The organism is Bradyrhizobium jicamae (assembly GCF_001440395.1).
Taxonomy (GTDB): domain Bacteria; phylum Pseudomonadota; class Alphaproteobacteria; order Rhizobiales; family Xanthobacteraceae; genus Bradyrhizobium; species Bradyrhizobium jicamae.
This window is the reverse complement of the sequence record NZ_LLXZ01000064.1, coordinates 100,251-116,848: the sequence shown is the minus strand read 5'-3', so window position 1 is coordinate 116,848 and position 16,598 is coordinate 100,251. Positions and strand designations below refer to the sequence as shown.

Genomic DNA, 16,598 nt, shown 5'->3' with positions numbered 1-16,598 from the left:
ATCATGTCGAAACTGAAGGGGAAGGTCGCGCTCGTTTCGGGCTCGGGCCGCGGTATTGGCCGTGCGATTGCACTGAAGCTTGCGAGCGAGGGCGCCAGGGTCGTGGTCAACGATCTCGATGCGGGGCCGGGCGACGCCGTGGTCGCAGAGATCAAGGCGGCGGGCGGCGAGGCGGTGGCGGTGAACGGCAGCGTCACGGAAGCGGGCTTTGCCGATCGCTTCGTCGGTGCTGCGATCGAGCACTTCGGCGGGCTCGACATCATCGTCAACAATGCCGGCTACACCTGGGATTCCACGATCCAGAAGATGACGGACGAGCAGTTCCAGGCGATGCTCGACGTCCATCTCGTCGCACCGTTCCGCATCATGCGTGCGGCCGCCGAACCGATCCGGGTGATGGCGAAGAAGGAAGCCGAGGCCGGCCGCGAGGTGTTCCGCAAGGTCGTGAACATCTCCTCGATCGCCGGCCTGTACGGCAACGCGGGGCAGGCGAGCTATTCCTCCGCCAAGGCCTCGCTGGTCGGGCTGACCCGCACGATGTGCAAGGAGTGGGGCCGCTACAAGGTCAACGTCAATTGCGTGGCCTTCGGTCTGATCAACACCCGCCTGACCCAGCCGATCGAGGCGAGCCAGAAGACCATTGACGTCGCCGGCCGCGATATCAAGGTCGGCGTGCGGCCGGAGATGCTGGAAGCGATGGGGCAGATGATCCCGCTCGGCCGCGGCGGTACGCCGGAGGAGGCGGCCGACGCGGTCTATCTGTTCTGCAGTCCGGAATCGAACTATATCAGCGGCCAGGTGATCGTCGCCGGCGGCGGTCTGCTCATCTGATAGCGAGGGTTCCATGGAATACCGTTCCTGCTGGATGACCGAGGAGCTCGACGTCTTCCGCCACCAGTTCCGGAAGTACCTCGCGAAGGATCTGGCGCCGCATGCCGAGAAATGGCGCGAGCAGAAGATGGTCGATCGCTTTGCCTGGCGCGGGCTTGGCGAGATGGGCGCGCTGCTGCCGAGCGTGCCGGAGGCCTATGGCGGGTTAGGCGCGACCTTCGCCTATGATGCCGCGGTGCTTGAGGATATCGAAAGCACGGTGCCTGAGGTCACGACCGGCGTCTCCGTGCACAGCGCGATCGTCGCCCACTACATTCTAAACTACGGCTCCGAGGAGCAGAAGAAGCTCTGGCTGCCGAAGATGGCTTCCGGCGAGATGGTCGGCGCCATCGCCATGACCGAGCCCGGAACCGGCTCCGACCTGCAGAGCGTCAAGACCACCGCGAAGAAGCAGGGCAATTCCTACGTCATCAACGGCCAGAAGACCTTCATCACCAACGGGCAGGCCGCTGATCTCGTCGTCGTGGTCGCGCGCACCGGCGAAGCCGGCGCCAAGGGCCTCTCGCTGATCGTTGTCGAGACTGGAGGCGCGGACGGCTATCGGCGCGGGCGCAACCTCGACAAGATCGGCCTGCACGCGTCCGACACATCCGAACTATTTTTCGACAATGTCGTCGTGCCGCCCGAGAACCTGCTCGGCAACGAGGAAGGGCAGGGTTTCGTCCAGTTGATGCAGCAATTGCCGCAGGAGCGCCTCGCGCTCGCGGTCGGCGCCGTCGCCTCGATGGAGCGCGCGGTCAAGCTTACCGTGGACTACACGAAGGAGCGCACCGCGTTCGGCAAGCCGCTGATGGATTTCCAGAACACCGCCTTCAAGCTCGCCGAGCGCAAGACCGAAGCGATGATCGCGCGTGTCTTCGTCGACTGGTGCGTCGAGCGCCTCGTCGCAAAGGACCTCGACACCGTCACCGCGTCGATGGCGAAATACTGGTGCTCCGAAAAGCAGGTGCAGACCGCCGACGAATGCCTGCAATTGTTCGGCGGCTATGGCTACATGCAGGAATATCCGATCTCGCGGATGTTCATCGATTCCCGCATCCAGAAGATCTACGGCGGCACCAATGAGATCATGAAGCTCTTGATCGCCCGATCGTTGTGAGCGGAGCTCGATTGCATGTGTCGTCGCAGCTCGACTCAAACGAGAGGAAAGCAAGAAGGCATTCGAAAGTTCAATCAAAGGCTTAGAATCCCGGAAACGCTCACTCCGCTCAAGTCGACCCGCGCGAGCAGCCTCGCAGCCACTCGCCTCCAGCTCGCGTGGGAAAGGCGCCGGCTCCGCGATCCGCCCGCCTGACCTCCCGGCGCCAGATGCACTCGTCGATCCAGTTGCGGACCGCATTCTCCAATTCGGCTCGGCTCGGATTGCTGGTTGAACTGATCATCATCTCGATTTTGAGGGCAAGCATGAGAGCTTGGCGACGGGCGATGCGGACATCGCTCGTCTTGAGGCTGCGAATAAGCTCGCCCGGGAAGCCGCTGGCCGCAAGGCGCTTGGGCCATTTCCACCTGAAAAACCATGTATGGGCTCGGCGGCGCAGATAGGACGGCACGATCTGGCTCCCGTGGACCATGGCGTTGGACCATCGTCTGCCGGCTTTCAGATCGGTCGATCTAAGCTGTCAGCATCGTTGCGGTTTTTCGGAGTCTGGCTGGGGAACCTGGACCCTACGCCAGTGCGTCGGAAGGCCTAGAAATACTGCGAAAACAGCCCTATATCAACACCTGCGTTGGGGGCGACCCGTTGGGGGCACCGTTAGGGGCAGGCCGAGTGAACGTTATTTTGCGAGCGGAAAAAGGTGGCGGTGATCGGCGCTACCTGACCCAGCCCCGGGGCGAAGGAACGACTTGGTATGCCGTCGCTGAGGTCCCTAGGACGCTACGGCGGGCCCTCGGAAAGAAGCGGCTCCTGAAGTCCCTTGAGACCACAGACCTCCGGGTGGCCCGTATAGCTCGCTGGAATGCCGTTGCGGATTTGAAGTCCGAGATCGCCAAACACCGGACGCCCGGACCCGAGGATCAAGACCCGCTTCTCTTGGAAGCCATGGCTCTCCGGGAGGAATTCGTCCGGGCCGATGCCGCGCGGCGCAATGACCTCATGTATCAGATCACGGACCGGGCCGAAGAAATCGATCTGGCAGCTGGCGGGACCCGGGACGACTACGAGCCGTTTGCAGAACCCCGGGCAGCCACCAAGCAGGCCTCCCAATTCGTCCAACTAGCGTCCGCAAAGGTCACCCCCGCCGACCTCTACGTTGAACGGTGGCTTGCTGCCTCAACGTATAGCGAGCGCACTAAGGCCGACGCCCGCACGGCGCTCACACAGTTCAAAGACTGGTGCACAAGGTCAAGCCAAGGCTTTTTCATCGAGACCACTACCGATCGGGTCGCCGCGGATTTTCGCGACGAGGCTTTCGTAAAGGCGGGCGTGCATTTCAAGACGGCCAACAAAAAGCTATCCGCTTTACGGCAATACTGGACGTGGCTAGAGAAGAGCTTCGGCGTGAAGTCGAATCCTTGGATGCGCAAGTCGCTCCCCAAGACCAAGGCGCACAGGATCGCCCCGGACGGCCCGATGGGTCCCGAGCGGCCGTTTACGGATGATGAGGTCCGCATCCTGCTCGGTGGCCCGGCAGACACCGACATGGCCAACGCTATGAGGATTTCTGCTCTGTCGGGGATGCGCCTCGATGAGATCGGTCAGCTTCGCGTCGGTGATTGCCGCGACAACACATTCAGCGTCACTCGCAGCAAGTCCGCGGCGGGCGTGCGGACCATTCCGATTCATTCAGTGCTGCGGCCGATGATTGCTAAACTCGTAGGCAAGAGCGATACAGCCGCCTACCTGTTTCCCGACTTTCAGGACACCGGCTGGGATGGTAACCGCACCATGGCCCTCTCTAAGCGGTTTACCTACTACCGCAAGAAGCTTGGCGTCCATGACAAGAGGCCGGGGGCACGTCGGTCCAAGGTCAACTTCCATAGCTTTCGGCGTTGGTTCGCGACGAAGGCTGAGGATGCAGGTCACCGGGAGAACGTCGTGGCGGACATCATGGGCCACGAGAGCGAGGTCGGAATTACGTTCGGGCTGTACTCTAATGCTCAGCTGAAGCGGCTGAAGAGGGCCTGCGTGGAGTCGGTCAAACTTCCCCTTTAATAGCTTCCGTTAACAAAAGTAGCTTTTAGCGGATCGATGGCTCGAAGGGGAAATGAAGAAGATTACCGCAAGCGTTGCACACCAATAGGCTTGGAAGTGCCGTCAACACGCATCTTGTGCCCACCGCCCGACGGATAAATCAGAACCTTGGGCATGTAGGCGTAGCGGTATTCATAGTGATATTCAGTCTGTTGCCAAATTTGGTCGTTCATCAACTTGATTATTGTCTCGCCCTCCCAACCGTTGAATTCACCATCTACTTGCGTCTCAACAACACTCGTTCCAGTCCCCGCACCGCCAGGACGGTCTGCACTCTGCGCCGCCCGATAGCCCTGCCTAAACGTCCTAATCAGTGCGCCCCGCATCACTTCACGCTTTTCTGGCGACATCGATGTGACGCCGAGCTTCGCTTGTTCCTCTTTTGTAAGGAGTTGCTCCAAGGAGGGTAATTCCTGCGCATCAGTTGGGATTGCGCTCAACAATACAGCGGGCCCGACCAAAGCCAAGGCAACGATGGCAACGTGTTTGCCTAGTGACTGCGCTGCGTTCATAGAGTATCGTCCCGGTGTCAAAAAGAATGAGGTCCGCATCACTGAACGTTTCGTATTCGCGGTCGTTATGGATGTTTGTCAGTCTCACGCGATGGGGCCTGCCGCGCAAATCGTGACGTCACTGTGCGATCTTCCTTCAGAACCGACGCTCGCAGCGCAGCAATCTTGGAGTTGATTTCATCGGCAGATACCTCAATCCTCAATTTGTCCTGGATGAAATGTAGCCGTGCATCACAGTCCCGAGTGAGTTCGGCCCACGTCTTCACCCAAACAGCAGAGTTCGCGGTCTCCAAAAACAATCCAACAGGCCGATCCTTCTGCGTTATTCTGGGGACAATCGAAGCGTCGTACTCTCCGGTAACAAGGAAAAACGTCCACTGAGTGTCTGTATGAGAAAAGTCAGGCTGCGTGATTAGTGCATTCACGTAATCTTCTAATTGATCAAGTTCCTTGCGGCCTACTTTCAGTGAGGGGCGCTTCAGTTCGATCACGATAAATTCACGCTTGGTTTGATCGGGGTGCGGCACGATCCGCCCCAGAAAACTGTCAAGCCTAGCTGAAGAACCGTCCACTTTCATGATGCGCTTCTTAGGAGATTTGCTGCGAAGCTCCTGCGAGACCCGCTCCATGACTCGGGTAAGCCCGACTTCAGAAAGGGCGATATGAAAACGTTCGCCAAACATCCAGGTGTTGTCCCTGATTATGACGTCTAACTCCCCACGCTCTCGTGTGCTGTGTCGGTATTCGGGATTGAAGACCATTCCTTTCAGAACTTCCAAGGCCACGACGCGTTCAGCGATGAGACTTGACGCGGTGATGATGCTCCCAAGCTTAGTTTTCTCTAACAGTGAAGAAAATTCGTCCTGCTTCGTTTTTGGGAGGTTCACAACCGCTCGCAAGATCGTCGATAGTGAATCGGGATTGTGTCTGATGGCTTCCTTTAGGAACGTCAGCGTCATCTTTCGCAATGAGGCGTCTGCTTTTGAAAAATCTTTCGAGTAAGATGAGACGGCATAAGTGGCAATCTCGAAAACTTGGCGTTCCTTCCGCTCTATTTCGTCTCGCGGTTCTCCATCGTAGGGGTACGCGCCTTCCGCTCTTAGCTCCTCGATCAGGCCTTTTGATCGCTCGGCGTGTCTCTGGCGAAAATAGTCGGTTAGGGCATCGCGGATGTAGCCCACAATGTAAGAAAAGTCTGGGTCGGTCAGGTCGTCCAGTTCTAGAAGATTGGCGTCAGCGATCTCTTGGAAAAAGGCGGAATATGCATAAGCCGAATATTCAAATCCCGGCGCCACAACATTTGCTGGCTGCGAGCCGAGGACGATGCCGTTCTCGCCACCCAGGTGTATACGTCGGCTCTCAACGTGAGAATTCCATTCGACTACCGAGATCGCCAAATCTTTGACGGTGCGATGCGGGCAAACTATTGGCTCAGTGGGAAAATCGTACGAGACGGAAATCGTGTCAGCGGGACGTATTCTTTCACCGTTGTATGAGATGGACACGGACGGATAGCGTAAGAGGTACGGAGCAAAGACCGCGCTCAATTCCAGAAAGGCTTTCCTCGAAGCAAGCCAATCGAAAGTTTCCTTCAGATTCGAAAGCAGTAGGTGCGTGCCGGTGTGGTCGTGTGCCGAGGGAGTCGTCTCGGACACTGTTGACTTCCCGAGTGACGCGGCTTCAATCTCAATGCTCAAATCGACGAGTTTGTTTTCGACAGCGAACGTCGAGTGCCAAATAGCCTTTTGGGCCAGCGAGAAAAAGCGCAGACGTCCGCGGCCTTCTTTTCCGTGCAGCGCCCGCTGTGATCGGGTGCGAGACGCAGTTTTTTTCCAAGAATCTCCAAGGTTAGAAAAGTCCGTACTGGCGCGTAGAGGTGTGATGCCATCACCGTTGTCAGTGACACTTATCGATTCAATTCCTCCAAGGCTATTGAACCCGAAGCGTACATCAACATTGGTCGCATTGGCATCCAGGCCGTTCCAAACGAATTCCGAGAGCGCCTTTACGGGATCGCGTGTCTTGGCGACCTTCTCCAAGTGATCTTGTTGTGCTGTCAACGTGAGGATCGTCATGGTTTTTTCAATCGGCTTTGTGAAAGCGGCGGGGGAATACTACTGAAGAGGCTTGGTCGAAGGGAAATCAGTTGTGCGGTTTGTGCTTGGATTTGAGAGGCGAGTTCATCTTTGAGCTATCCGAGCACGATAGCTTTTGATCATCTCAGCCGTGATGTCGGTCGGATAGCAAAGCGGGGCTGCCCCGCCTGGCCGGCTGTAGGCGCTACGGCTGCCGCAGCTCCGACCGTTGCGCATTCGGTCATCTGGATAAGCACAGGGGCGGCCCGCGGGCGTGATAGGCGCGACGACTTTCTGTGACAATTAAAGCTGCGATTGCCGCCGCAGTTAGGATTTCGGCCGCTTGCTTGGTCGATGACGACGGCGCTGGTTCGGGTTTCGCGACAAAAACACTCCCGACACCAGAGTTTGACGCTCGCGTTGATTGGGAAGAGATGGCCGCAACATTCGCTTTCGCTGGGGCGGGCTCAATATAGCTGTCTCTGCTAGGCGCTCGCGCCGTTAGGGACGGCTGGAGGGGTGCTTGGACCTTTGATGAGCCAGTCGCTACGTGCGCCGTTGGCAACTCCGCGAACGTAGACTTGGTCAACGTGGGATCGGCGGCCGGTCGCGTTACGGCATAGGCAAAAAAGACGATGCCAAAAAGTAGAAAAAGCAGACCGCGCATCAGGCTCCCCCGAACCGGGCCGAAGCTTCCCGCAACTCACGCGGGAGATCAAGTCATCGGCTATCTTCAGGGATGGTGTGAGGCCCGGACTCTGGCGGCCCATTTGGAGCGACAAGAGAGGGTTTTTCCGAAAATCGTTCTTGGCGATCTCTGTTGACGGCGCGAGCTTTGGGATAACTATATGATTCCACTCAAAATTATGTATGCTATTAGAGCTTCCATCGGGCGGCTGAATTTCCACAGCCGACGAAATATCAATTGCAATAAGCAGGGAAGATGTGATCGTCTCTGCAACAACTCTAGCGGGAGTCCGTCATTACTGAGCAATATGCCCTCCTAGCAGAGTGGATGGCCGGGACCGTTCTTCAGCGGTCACGCCAAGTGCTGCTTGATGACCAAGCAATAATTGCGAGCGACGTAGGCGTCTTGCGAACAGAGAATCAAGATCGGGTATCTGTGTTGCGGGTCAACGACAGTTCCAGGCCCTTTCTTTGCTTTGCGCTCAGCGACGGCATGGGGGGAATGAAAGATGGAGGGCAGTGTGCGACTGTCGGCATTGCCTCTTTTTTTTCCGCACTACTCGCCACGTCAGAGCTAGAGCCCCAACGAAAACTTCATATCGCGACCAATGTGGCAAATGAGACCGTCTACAACATCTGGCAAGGGCGTGGTGGTGCGACGCTCTCGGCCGTCCTGATTGAAGGTAGTCGATCTGTTCATGTTTCTAATGTTGGAGATAGTCGCGTTTATGCGCTCGATGGCAGGTGGACAAAATTGAGCCGCTTAACCGTAGATGACAATCTCAAAGAGGCATTCGGTGGCGCTGACAAAGGTCTCGTTCAGTTCATCGGTATAGGAAAGTCGCTCGTTCCTAACGTTCAACAGGTTTCCGCCGACTTGGATTCGTTTTTTATTACGTCCGACGGAGCGCACTATTTTGATGAAAAAATATTCGAGCAGCTGTTGCTATCCGCTTCGGAGCCGCTTCGGGCAACAGATAGACTGCTGGCATTGGCTCGTTGGCTTGGTGGTCCCGACAACGCGTCCGTCGCGGCGTTCAGCGTGTCGCACCTTTTGAATACGCTTAACAAGAAAGGCTCGCTACCCACGGTCTGGAGCGGGCACTCTCAGCTTCACCTTCAGCGAACCCCTGACAAGATCGCGAATGTTGATGCTCCGCCGAGCGAGCCGGCCGACGTGCAGGCCCGACCACCCGCCCAGAAGCAACGGACGGCGACCAAACGGAAGAGCAAGGCTTCAAAAAAGGCCGCACAAGACGGCCAGCTTGAAATTAAAATCTCTTCCGATGAGGGCGAGGATGCCGCTGATAGCTAATCGGTATGAGCCGACTGGAAACGCTTCTTGGGGAGGGATGGGCGAGCTAAACGAATGCGAGGATAGGAATCTGTCCCGCAAGGTGATGCTGAAACGTGTGTTTAAACCGTCCGACTTGCCGCGGCTCTTGGACGAACAAAAAGCCCTCATACGTCTTCGCTCCAAGCACGTCGTGCAGTTGTTGGATGTCGTTTCCTTTAAGTGGAACAACCAGGACATCCGCTGTCTTGTGCTAGAGCACATACAGGGGACTGACCTAGACAAGTTGAACTTCAAGGCCGACGAGGATTACCAGAAAACCTTATGGCAAATTGCGACGGGCATCTCTGAGATACATGCCGCGGGAGTGATCCATCGCGATATTAAGCCCCAAAACATTAGGCGCGACCAAAACGGAATCATAAAGATATTTGACTTCGGGCTTGCGAGAGAGGCAGGCAAAGACGACAAGACCAAGAGCATCACCGGGACCATAGGATACATGGCTCCTGAGCTGTTCGGCACGAAGACGATTTCATTCACTGCTGCTATTGATACGTTTTCTTTCGCTCGTACTGCTTTGGCTCTCCTTGGTGTTCAGCCTCATAACGAAAAGCCCAAGGCGATTGTCGCTGGTTCCGTTATCGCTGCGCAGCCCGGTCTAAATGCTGAGGTCGCAAGGACCTTGGAGGCCTGCCTTGACATGTCACCCGCCGCTAGACCTCCTATGTTCGAGGTTGCCAAATTATTGGGTCGCGATCTGTTGAGAGACAAGCACCGAGCTCGGGTAGGCACGCAGAAGCAGGCATACGAGCTGAACGCCAGCAAAAGGACCGTGAATCTTACTTTCAAGAATCAGGGCAGCTTGTCGATCAGATATGATGGGTACGACTTCAAGATCACCGCGTTGACTGGCAACGTTTATGTGAACAACACGAAGGCTTCAGTAGGCATGACTATGTTGTCCGCATGCGTCATAACTATTGGCTCAGCAGCTCCACGAGCTTTCGTTACTTTTGACATTTCCAATCCGGAGGTGATGGCGTGATTGCACCGGGCACTCAGCTTGCTTCGCGGTACGAGATAGTCTCTTACATTGCCTCTGGCGGGATGCAGGACGTCTACAAGGCAAACGATAGTTTAACAGGTGAAGTTGTCGCCCTGAAAACCCCCCAGGCCGGTCAGACAAATAAGCGGTTCAAGCAAAGCGCGATTTTGTCCGCAAGGATTAGCAACTACAATGTCGCTAAGACGTTCGATTATTTTGAAGAGGGTAATGCTTGCTATTTGATTGAGGAATACGTTGATGGGACGACGCTGGAGGCAGCGACGCTAGACGTCATTCCTCAGATCGACCCCCATCTAGCGGCATACCTCATGCTTCGCATTGCAAAGGGATTGGCCGCATCACACCAAGCCCAAGTGGCGCATCGTGATTTGAAGCCGAGCAACATACTAGTAGACTCGAATTTCTCTGCGGTCAAAATCACCGATTTTGGGATCGCGACGCTCGCCGATGAACTTTTTGAAGAGATCATCGCGAAGAACGGAGACCTAACGCGCTCAACGTCTGGAACGGTCAAGGGGGCATTGCCATATATGGCACCCGAGATGATGTTTCGGAAGCCCGGCGACCTCGTTGGGTGCGAAGCTGATATTTGGTCACTAGGTGCACTCATGTTTCGCTTAATGACAGGCGCATACCCTTTTGGTGAGGGCATGATGGTTCCGGTGAATGTCGAGAAGCGGCAGCCGCTCAGCTGGCCACGGTTCTTAACTGGGAAGGCTCAGTACACGCCACTTTCAAATTCAATCATTGGCATCGTTGAGAAGTGCCTTGTGTACGATAAGGCGCAGCGGCCTGTTGCTCTGGACGTAGTGCGTTCCTGCGAAGAACTGTGCTTTCATTTTGCCCCACGCGAATTTGGGGTAGTCAGCGAAGTGAAATGGTCAACCGGTTTTGTCACTTCGTCGCGCGGAGCGAAAATCTTTTATCATAATGATAGCCTTTACGGCGCAGCGCCCGCGAAGGTGGGCAGTAAGGTTGTTTTTAGTGCTCACAACGGCACGCCATTTCCGCGGGCGCATCCAATCGTTGTCTGTCCTTGACTATTCAGATGGTGCCGTCTCCGGCCGCAATTCGATTGGGGTAGCTTAGCTGAGAGGTGACCTCGCGGCGGCGGCAGAGTGCATTCCCCCCGTGGCCCCGCAAGAAATGGACCTCGCCGCTAGCTTCCAAGCAGCCGCGATCGTCTCGCGTGCTCTCGGCGCCTCATAACAATGAGGTACCGCGCGGGCCGCGGAGCTGAGTCGTTTTATCGCATGGCCAATCGCCAAACGTTCAGTAGCGTATTCGCCGCACAGTGAGGATCACATGGCGAAACAAGCTCAGAACGGTCGAAATGCGCCTCGTTTCATTTCCTATCTCCGCGTATCGCGAGAGTCCCAGGGCCTCCATGGGTTGGGCATCGAAGCGCAAAGGCGAGCTGTAAGGGATTATCTCTCGCGGGTCGCTGCGACCGGGGCGCTGCTAGCAGAGTATGTGGAGGTCGAGAGCGGAAAGCGGGATGAACGCCCGCAGTTGATCAAGAGCATCGATCACGCTCGCAATGCGCGGGCCACACTGGTTATCGCTAAGCTCGACCGGCTCTCTCGCGACGTTCACTTTCTCACTGGGCTAGAGCGGGCCGGCATCGAGTTTATCGCGTGTGATCTGCCGAACGCCAATAGGTTGACCATCACAATTCTAGCCGCAGTCGCTGAGCACGAGCGCGAGATGATTGCGGAACGCACAAGGGCTGCTCTCGCAGTCGCCAAGGAAAGGATCAGCAAGACCGGGCAGCTAGGACATCCTGAAGTCAAGCGGTTAGGTAACCCGAACGGTGCAGCCCACCTAAAGCAGTATGGCAATCGAGCCGCAGTCTCAGCGCTGAAATCTAGGGCCGACGACACGGCAAGGCGCCTGAGCGCGAGCCTTCAGGCTGTTATGCAAGCGGGGCCAAAATCCGCTCGCAGCATCGCGGCTGCTCTCAATGATCGAGGGGTGTTGACGCCGCGCGGCTTCCAGTGGGACGCGAAGGCCGTCATCAACCTACAGCGTCGCTTAGCTGCCTTGGAGCAGCAGCGCATATAGCCCTGTCCGGCTGCTGAGACCGCATTGACGCCCCCCGGCGCCGATGCTCCCCAGTGCCTCTGGCATTCCTTACCGGGTCACCCACGCCCTTGGCGTCCCACCCAAGAGGTTGGTGTGCTGGGTGGCTTCGGGGCCGTTAGCACCACCGGTGCCTAGTGGGGCCTCTGCCTACGTTAGGCGAGCGCTTCCGAGCTTCTTTGCTTTCTGCCCCCGGCTCGATGGGGTGGTTGGAGGACCCGTTCTGGGGCGTTCGTTTTGTTGGGGTGTCATTCCTCTCCCGGGGTCGATGGCTCCTTCATCGGACATGGCTGTTGCTCGTTTCGTCAGGTGCCGCCTCAACAGGCAAGGGCGGTGAAGTATCACTCATGGTCTGGTCTTCCTCCGAAGAGACTCCGGCTCCAGCCGCCCCCTTGCACTATTCATCGATGTGCTGCTCCACGGCTTACTCTATCAAAGCCGTGGCGTTCGTCTGAGAGACATCCCCAGTTCGTCTAGGAGTTGCTCTGGCAACATCATCTTCTCCTACCCGAAGAGGGGTAGTACATCCCCTGAGACCCCTTGTTTTATAGTGTTTTTTGCAACTTTTTGTTTTTTGATCATTGAAAAAATGTATCTACTGCATTAGATCGCGAAGTGATGGAGCGCTGATGCGACCATCAAGGCAAAGAGAAAGGAAGTCAGCGATGCTGAAGAATATAACGTCGAAAGACCTGCACTGGTTTGTCGGGCTGTTCGAAAGTTTCGGTGCGGTTCAGATTGAAAGCACCAATAAAACTCCGACTCTCGTTATGGAGTTCAAGTCGGCTTATCTGGATAGGTTGATCGAGATTTGCCGTGCTCTTGGATACGAAGGCGCCCCGTCTGGTCCGCGCAAGCCTAGCGGACACTCTGTGCAGCCGCAGTACCTCTTGACCTTTCGAGGCGCAAACTTTGCGATGATCGAGAACGTTCTCGTCAAACATTTGCGCACGAGCAAGCGAGACATCTTCGCAAGGCGCCGGGCTGAACTGAAAGCCTTGCGCGAAAGCTTAGGCCTGTCGGGCGGACGCTTCGTGATCGATGCGGGAGTGACAGCATAGGTTTTTGAACTTGGGCATCCGCAAGCATATTGGCCAAATCCAAGCGGCTCGATCTAAGCTCTTCGCCATGTGCACTGCGCCTATCAGCGCCACTTGCCGCGCTTGCGGGCCCGTAGCTGTCTTTGCTGTCTTCGCCGGGCAGTCTCAGAAAGTCCGCCTTTGGGAGGCCGATCTTGTTAGGAGCACAGACCCTCCGCTCGCGACGGAGACGGATGATAAGACGGCGCATTGATCTTGGCCCGCTCACCGCGGCTGCCACGTGCGCCATACCTGGCTGCGGCCGGCCAACCATGAAAGCTGCGAGAAAGGGACTGGCTCCCCATCATTGCCGCAAGCACGTCGAACACCGGGCGCGGCACGGCAGCTACTGGCACAGCACGTACACTGCCGCCGAGTTGAAGCCTTATCTCTCGGCAGCGACCTCTTACGTCCGGCTTTGGGCAGAGACCGACAGATTCATCGCCGCAGCGAGAGCCGCCGTGCAAGCAACGTTGGACGAAGCGGGGCCGGTGGAGATTGCCACGCGGTTGAAGGGCATGTCGGCGGGCAAGCGGGCGAAGATTGGGCTGGCTCGGCTTCGAGTCGCGGAGGTCAAGCCGGAGCGCATCATCTCAATCGTCCTAGCCGTCTCAGCACTCACCGACGACGACCCCAAGTCGCACCGGACGAAAGAGTTTCGCACGGTCCAGATTTGCAAGGCCGTCCACCGGCTTTCGAGCGGCACTCATAAAGTTTGGGAGATCGAGGACTGGCAGGGCCGGAAGCGGCGCACCGAACTCCACGCCTTTCCTAGATCGTCTGGGCCGGTGCTGCGGTTGATGGGCCGGATGCTGGAAGAACCGTGCGAATTGGTCGTCGAGAAGCACCTCGCGGGCGTGCTCGCCTATAAGCAGCGCTACGGACGGCGCCCAAGGTCACGTTAGGCTGGTGTCTCCCCGCCGCGATATTCTCAGCTATGGCATCGCTCGCGAGAGATCAGGTGGGACCGCGAAGGTGCGTACATATTCGAGGTTTGAGTCGGTCACTTTGAACAAAGACGACAAGCAGCCGCCGATGATCGCCCAACCCAAGCCGATGTGGTTCGACCCGCAGCTACGCGCCAAGAGCGTTGAGCTTCGGAGCGCCATCACGGGACTGACGGACACTCTGCGCGAGCACGAGAGGGCGAACGGCCTCCGCAGGCGAAGGCGGAAGGAAGAAGACAGGGAAAAGTTCGGCCTCGCGGTTGAAGCGCTGGCCTGCAACCTGATCCTGCTGAAGGCCACCGGCACCGATGCTCGGCTGGCCGTGCCCCGGTCACACGGCTTCATTTGGCAGGGCTCCCCTAGTGCAAATCCGGTGTTCGGTCAGCATTTCCTGACGGCCATTGAGTTGATGGCATCGCTCGACTTCATTGCGAAAGAGCAGCGCGGCTACAGGATCTCCACCAAGTTGAAGGTGCCGTCGCTCATTGGGCCGACAACCCGACTGGCAGAGCATCTCCCACTGGCACCGCCAGACTGGCGCAGCATCTACCAAACTCATGATCCTGTGTTGGTCATTCTGAAGGAAGGCAAGGACGCGGACGGACGCGCCGCCGCCATCCCTTATGCCGAGAGCCCTCAAAGCAAGAAGTTTGCGAACCAAGTCCGACGCATAAACAAATTCCTACGCGAGGCGGACATCGAGGTAACGGGCCAGGACACGGGCCTCTCTTTAGGCAAGGATGGGCATATTATTGCGCGCTATCGCCGTTCGCTGCGGCGCATCTTTAACAATGGCACATGGCAGCATGGCGGTCGTCTCGCGGGCGGCTTTTGGATGTCAATGGAGCGTGCTCAGCGCAAGCGCATACGAATCGATGGTGAAAGGGTCGCGGACGTTGATTATCGCCAACTCTTCCCGCGTCTGGCCTACGTGCGGGCGAACAAAACGCAGCCCGAGGGCGATATCTACAACGTGGGCTGGCACGGCACAGGCCGTGATGGTTGGAAAAAGCTGATGAACGCGATGCTGTTTTCGGAAGGGCCGCTAAGGAACTGGCCCGAGGACACGCGTCAGCATTTTCCCTCTGGCACAAAGTTGCGGGCAGCGATCGAGATGTTGGCGGCAAAGCACGCACCCATCGCGCATCTCTTCGGGACCGGCCTCGGTTTTCAACTGATGCGTATTGAAAGCGACATGCTGATCGAGGTGGTCAGCTATCTAGCAGGCGTCGGAGTCACCGCGTTGCCGCTCCATGACGCTGTGCTCGTAGCAGAATCCAAAGCCAACGTTGCAGCGGAGGGTATGCGGGACGTTTTTGAGCGATGGACGCGCTCGCCGTGCGCGATTGTTTCCATCAAGTTTCCCTCGTGAAAACAATGGCTTGGTTTCTTATGCCTCCGCTAATGGAGGAGGAGCGGTAGAGGGGGAGACTTGGGGGGGGGCCGGGGGAAGGGGGGCCTCTTCGTGGTTGGCGTTAGAGGGAGGGTGAGTGATCACCGCCCCACTTAGAGGACCTGCCCCGTGCTCCCCTCGACGGCCCTATCCTGGAGACCCCGAGGCACGCGGCATTGAGCGACGCCTAACGCCGGCCCTCGGTATCGGGAGCTAGGACAAATGCGCGATGTCCGCTTGTTCTCCCAATAGCGGCGCTGAGGTGTACATTGGACGAGGTCCGAAACGGCCAATAGCAACGTATGATGTTATGAAGATCGCCGCTATCATCCGGGACTTTCAGAATGGTCACGACGTACGCGATTTCAGTTCGATCGCTGGGAAGCGATTTCGAGGGTGTGAGGGTCAAGGCATCGTATCTGGCCGCGAGCAATGGTTGCCAGTTTTGGTGGAAGCCTCAGCCGACCGATTGGCATGACTTCATTTTCACTAACCACAACGTTGCCATCCTCTTCGTCGGTTTTTTGCTAAGCGACATCGTTGGAAGCAGCGTCGAGCGCATCAAGTTCGTCTTCGTTTCACCCGACGAGGTGAGGCTTTTCGCCAATCACTGTGTCTACATACGGTCCATTTATGAATATGCTCGCCGACTGTTCTCGCAGAGTAACGAGGCGGAACGAGCAGCCATGAAGTCTGTTGCGCCCTACTTTTTTGAAGATTTGGCGCAGGTTTTTGCGGAGTTTGTGATCTTGGCCGCCTGCCGGGTCACTGATCCTTGGACAGGCAGGCGCGGTAGTGAGAATTTCGTGATTGAACTTTTTACGAACGCTTTCGTAAGGGTTGCGCCGTTGCACCGAAAACTGACTCAGCTCCAGTCCAGTATGGACGAACATCGGAGCCGCATCGAAAAAGCCCGACACAAATTGACTGCTCACGCTGACCGAGAAACGATAATGTCCGGCGAGCCGCTGGGAGCTGCAACTTGGTCACAGTGGGAGCAGTTTTGGAAAGACCTAGGTGATTTCGTCTCGCTTGTTCACGAGCAGGTGTTCGACTCGTCTTTTGACATCCGAGCGGCCATGGTTCGCGGCGACGCTGAGATGGTATTGAAGAAGTTGCAGGCCTAACAGGCCTAGCTCTGACATCGGCTAAGAGTCGAAACCGGCAAAATGCTCGATTGAGCAGAGAACTGCTGCTTAGACTCTAAAAGGCCGACCTGCGCCTTCATGAGTAATGTCCGCGTTGCGGGCCTTGGCGCCAAAAACGAGGGCCGCCGCGACCGCCCGCGAAGAGTACGGCCACCTGCCACGATAGGAAAGACGCCGTCTCGGTCGTCATTGCGAGCCAAAGTAGCGAGGTGGTCCGGCCCGATGCTT

Annotated in this window: 14 protein-coding genes; 11 read left to right on the top strand and 3 right to left on the bottom strand. The window is 57.1% G+C overall.

The features are described from left to right. The first annotated feature begins 3 nt into the window (after window positions 1-3). Together CQ12_RS10805 and CQ12_RS10800 are read left to right on the top strand one after the other, a co-directional pair. Window positions 4-831 carry an SDR family NAD(P)-dependent oxidoreductase gene (locus tag CQ12_RS10805; protein WP_057835286.1) on the top strand — a complete coding sequence of 276 codons (828 nt, stop codon included), beginning with the start codon at window positions 4-6 and terminating at the stop codon, window positions 829-831. Window positions 832-844: 13 nt separating this feature from the next. After that, window positions 845-1,990 carry an acyl-CoA dehydrogenase family protein gene (locus CQ12_RS10800; protein ID WP_057835285.1) on the top strand — a complete coding sequence of 382 codons (1,146 nt, stop codon included), beginning with the start codon at window positions 845-847 and terminating at the stop codon, window positions 1,988-1,990. A gap of 109 nt (window positions 1,991-2,099) precedes the next feature. Here the strand turns inward: CQ12_RS10800 and CQ12_RS10795 are convergent, their stop codons facing one another. Continuing rightward, window positions 2,100-2,441 carry a DUF6538 domain-containing protein gene (locus CQ12_RS10795; protein ID WP_157088126.1) on the bottom strand — a complete coding sequence of 114 codons (342 nt, stop codon included), beginning with the start codon at window positions 2,439-2,441 and terminating at the stop codon, window positions 2,100-2,102. Between the two features lie 218 nt (window positions 2,442-2,659). Here CQ12_RS10795 and CQ12_RS10790 point away from each other — a divergent pair, with 218 nt between their 5' ends. Beyond that, on the top strand, window positions 2,660-4,045 hold the full coding sequence (locus CQ12_RS10790; protein WP_057835283.1) for a tyrosine-type recombinase/integrase: 1,386 nt from the start codon (window positions 2,660-2,662) through the stop codon (window positions 4,043-4,045). 62 nt (window positions 4,046-4,107) lie between these two features. Here the strand turns inward: CQ12_RS10790 and CQ12_RS10785 are convergent, their stop codons facing one another. Beyond that, the gene (locus CQ12_RS10785) at window positions 4,108-4,596 is read right to left on the bottom strand and encodes a hypothetical protein (RefSeq protein ID WP_057835282.1); all 489 of its coding nucleotides are present in this window, start codon (window positions 4,594-4,596) and stop codon (window positions 4,108-4,110) included. Between the two features lie 65 nt (window positions 4,597-4,661). Further along, window positions 4,662-6,671: an ATP-binding protein gene (locus CQ12_RS10780; RefSeq protein ID WP_063799715.1), complete on the bottom strand. Its 2,010-nt coding sequence runs from the start codon at window positions 6,669-6,671 to the stop codon at window positions 4,662-4,664. A 1,015-nt stretch (window positions 6,672-7,686) separates the two neighbouring features. Here CQ12_RS10780 and CQ12_RS44970 point away from each other — a divergent pair. The 8 genes from CQ12_RS44970 (at window position 7,687) to CQ12_RS10740 (ending at window position 16,349) form a co-directional block, all read left to right on the top strand. Next, window positions 7,687-8,673 (top strand): PP2C family protein-serine/threonine phosphatase, encoded by a 987-nt coding sequence (locus CQ12_RS44970; protein ID WP_057835281.1) that lies wholly within the window; start codon window positions 7,687-7,689, stop codon window positions 8,671-8,673. Then, on the top strand, window positions 8,657-9,700 hold the full coding sequence (locus CQ12_RS10770; RefSeq protein ID WP_063799718.1) for a serine/threonine protein kinase: 1,044 nt from the start codon (window positions 8,657-8,659) through the stop codon (window positions 9,698-9,700). Before CQ12_RS44970 ends, CQ12_RS10770 begins: the two co-directional genes overlap by 17 nt. Next, complete coding sequence (locus CQ12_RS10765) at window positions 9,697-10,761, top strand: serine/threonine-protein kinase (RefSeq protein ID WP_057835279.1); 1,065 nt, start codon at window positions 9,697-9,699, stop codon at window positions 10,759-10,761. Before CQ12_RS10770 ends, CQ12_RS10765 begins: the two co-directional genes overlap by 4 nt. 265 nt (window positions 10,762-11,026) lie before the next feature. Then, entirely contained in the window at window positions 11,027-11,785 is a 759-nt protein-coding gene (locus tag CQ12_RS10760) for a recombinase family protein (RefSeq protein ID WP_057835278.1), read from the top strand. 683 nt (window positions 11,786-12,468) lie between these two features. After that, on the top strand, window positions 12,469-12,864 hold the full coding sequence (locus CQ12_RS10755; protein WP_057835277.1) for a hypothetical protein: 396 nt from the start codon (window positions 12,469-12,471) through the stop codon (window positions 12,862-12,864). A 290-nt stretch (window positions 12,865-13,154) separates the two neighbouring features. Continuing rightward, the gene (locus CQ12_RS10750; protein WP_245309845.1) at window positions 13,155-13,787 is read left to right on the top strand and encodes a hypothetical protein; all 633 of its coding nucleotides are present in this window, start codon (window positions 13,155-13,157) and stop codon (window positions 13,785-13,787) included. Window positions 13,788-13,890: 103 nt separating this feature from the next. Further along, a complete protein-coding gene (locus tag CQ12_RS10745) occupies window positions 13,891-15,201 on the top strand; it encodes a hypothetical protein (RefSeq protein ID WP_245309844.1) in 1,311 nt (436 codons plus the stop codon). Window positions 15,202-15,566: 365 nt separating this feature from the next. Next, window positions 15,567-16,349 (top strand): AbiU2 domain-containing protein, encoded by a 783-nt coding sequence (locus CQ12_RS10740; RefSeq protein ID WP_057835276.1) that lies wholly within the window; start codon window positions 15,567-15,569, stop codon window positions 16,347-16,349. Window positions 16,350-16,598 lie beyond the last annotated feature (249 nt).